The sequence below is a fragment of the Sulfitobacter sp. HI0129 genome, from assembly GCF_001635395.1.
Lineage (GTDB): Bacteria > Pseudomonadota > Alphaproteobacteria > Rhodobacterales > Rhodobacteraceae > Sulfitobacter.
Map to the genome: position 1 here is coordinate 1 of NZ_LWGH01000618.1, position 1,314 is coordinate 1,314.

Annotated in this window: 2 protein-coding genes and 1 pseudogene; 1 reads left to right on the forward strand and 2 read right to left on the reverse strand. The window is 67.7% G+C overall.

What is annotated here, in order from left to right; translation table 11 throughout:
- Positions 1-372, forward strand: a 372-nt coding sequence (locus A3764_RS16160; RefSeq protein WP_150122235.1) for a DUF2125 domain-containing protein, incomplete at its 5' end; no start/stop codon positions are given.
- Positions 373-379: 7 nt separating this feature from the next.
- On the opposite strand, the gene A3764_RS16165 is transcribed toward A3764_RS16160, so the two are convergent.
- Both A3764_RS16165 and A3764_RS26055 read right to left on the reverse strand, forming a co-directional pair.
- Positions 380-1,186, reverse strand: coding sequence for an extensin-like domain-containing protein (locus A3764_RS16165; protein WP_067923288.1), 807 nt, complete (start codon positions 1,184-1,186; stop codon positions 380-382).
- Positions 1,183-1,314, reverse strand: a pseudogene (locus A3764_RS26055) (prephenate/arogenate dehydrogenase family protein); the annotation flags it as partial. The pseudogene A3764_RS26055 and the gene A3764_RS16165, both read right to left, overlap by 4 nt.

Genomic DNA, 1,314 nt, shown 5'->3' on the forward strand with positions numbered 1-1,314 from the left:
GATGAACCCCTGTCCGCCGCGACGCTCAACGCCGGTTCCGTGCAACTGCGGGCCCTTCGCGGGTTGCGGGTGCAAGCGACCTGGGGCGGGGTCACGCTTCGCGCAGAAGGCGATCTGACATTCGATTTCCCTGGCAGGCCCGAAGGCACCCTGACCGCCCGGGTAAACGACTGGCGGCCGGTTCTTTCACTTGCGACCGATGCGGGGTTGCTGGCCCCCGACATGCGGGCGCAGGCGGAAACGATCCTGACCGCGCTGGGGCGCATGAACGGCGACGAGAACACGCTCGAACTGCCGCTGCGCTTTGGTGACGGGCAGATGTGGCTGGGGGGCATGGCGCTCGGCCCGGCCCCCGCGATACCGATCCGCTAGGACGGGGTCAGCGGCAGTAGCTGCCGTTGCGGTGACGCGCGGTATCGAAATGAAAATGATCGAGGTGATATCTGTCCGCATCGGGGCCAAGCACGGTGCCGAAGGGGCCGCAGGCCCCGCGATGCAGCAAACGCATCGCATTGCGGGTACCGCCTGCATCCCAGCCGTTCAGCACCGAAATGGTACGGCCATCGGCAAGATGAAAGGCTGAAATGTCGATGGCGCGACCCTTGCCATGCTCCGAGATTTTGGCCCCGGGCTGATTGTTGCGCGTCCGGCAGGAGTAGTGCGCGGCCACCCCCAAGGCTGCAAGACCTCCGCCGCTGTTGGCCAGCGCAGGCTTTGCCGTGCTCACGAGCCAGTCCTTCAGCGATTTCGCGGTCCGGCAGTCCATCACCGCCGTCTCACTGAGCGTTACCCCCGCGACGGAGCGCAGCCGGACCGCATCCGCGATGCCGCAGCCGTTGATCGCGCCCGAGACTGCGCCGATCCGTTCCCCCTGAAGGGCGACATCCCCGCAGACCGCGCCCCGCGCCAGCAGCTTCTGACGTTCGCGAGCGGCTTTTTCGGCTTTGGAAGAGCGCAGGAATGGCCGCAACGAAAAGCCGATGCCCCCGCCCTGCCGGTCAGCGCGACCGTTGGCGCCCGGTTCGGCATCCCTGCCCTGTACCTGGATGACCGGGGCGGACGTTTGCGGCGCAGGCACCGGCGCCGTGGTTGCCATGCGCAGCGCCATGACCGGCCTTGCGGATGTTTCGGGCGCCGCCACGGCGGCCTGGCCCAGCACGACGAGCGCGAGTGCGAGACGCTTCATTTACGACCCGCGCGCCCGAAATCGGGTGCGGCGGTATCCTGCCCGGCTTCGATGATGCCACGACGGATCGCGCGGNNACNNNNGNAGTNNTNGAACAGANGNTCCNCGTCGCCCTGACGGATGGCGCG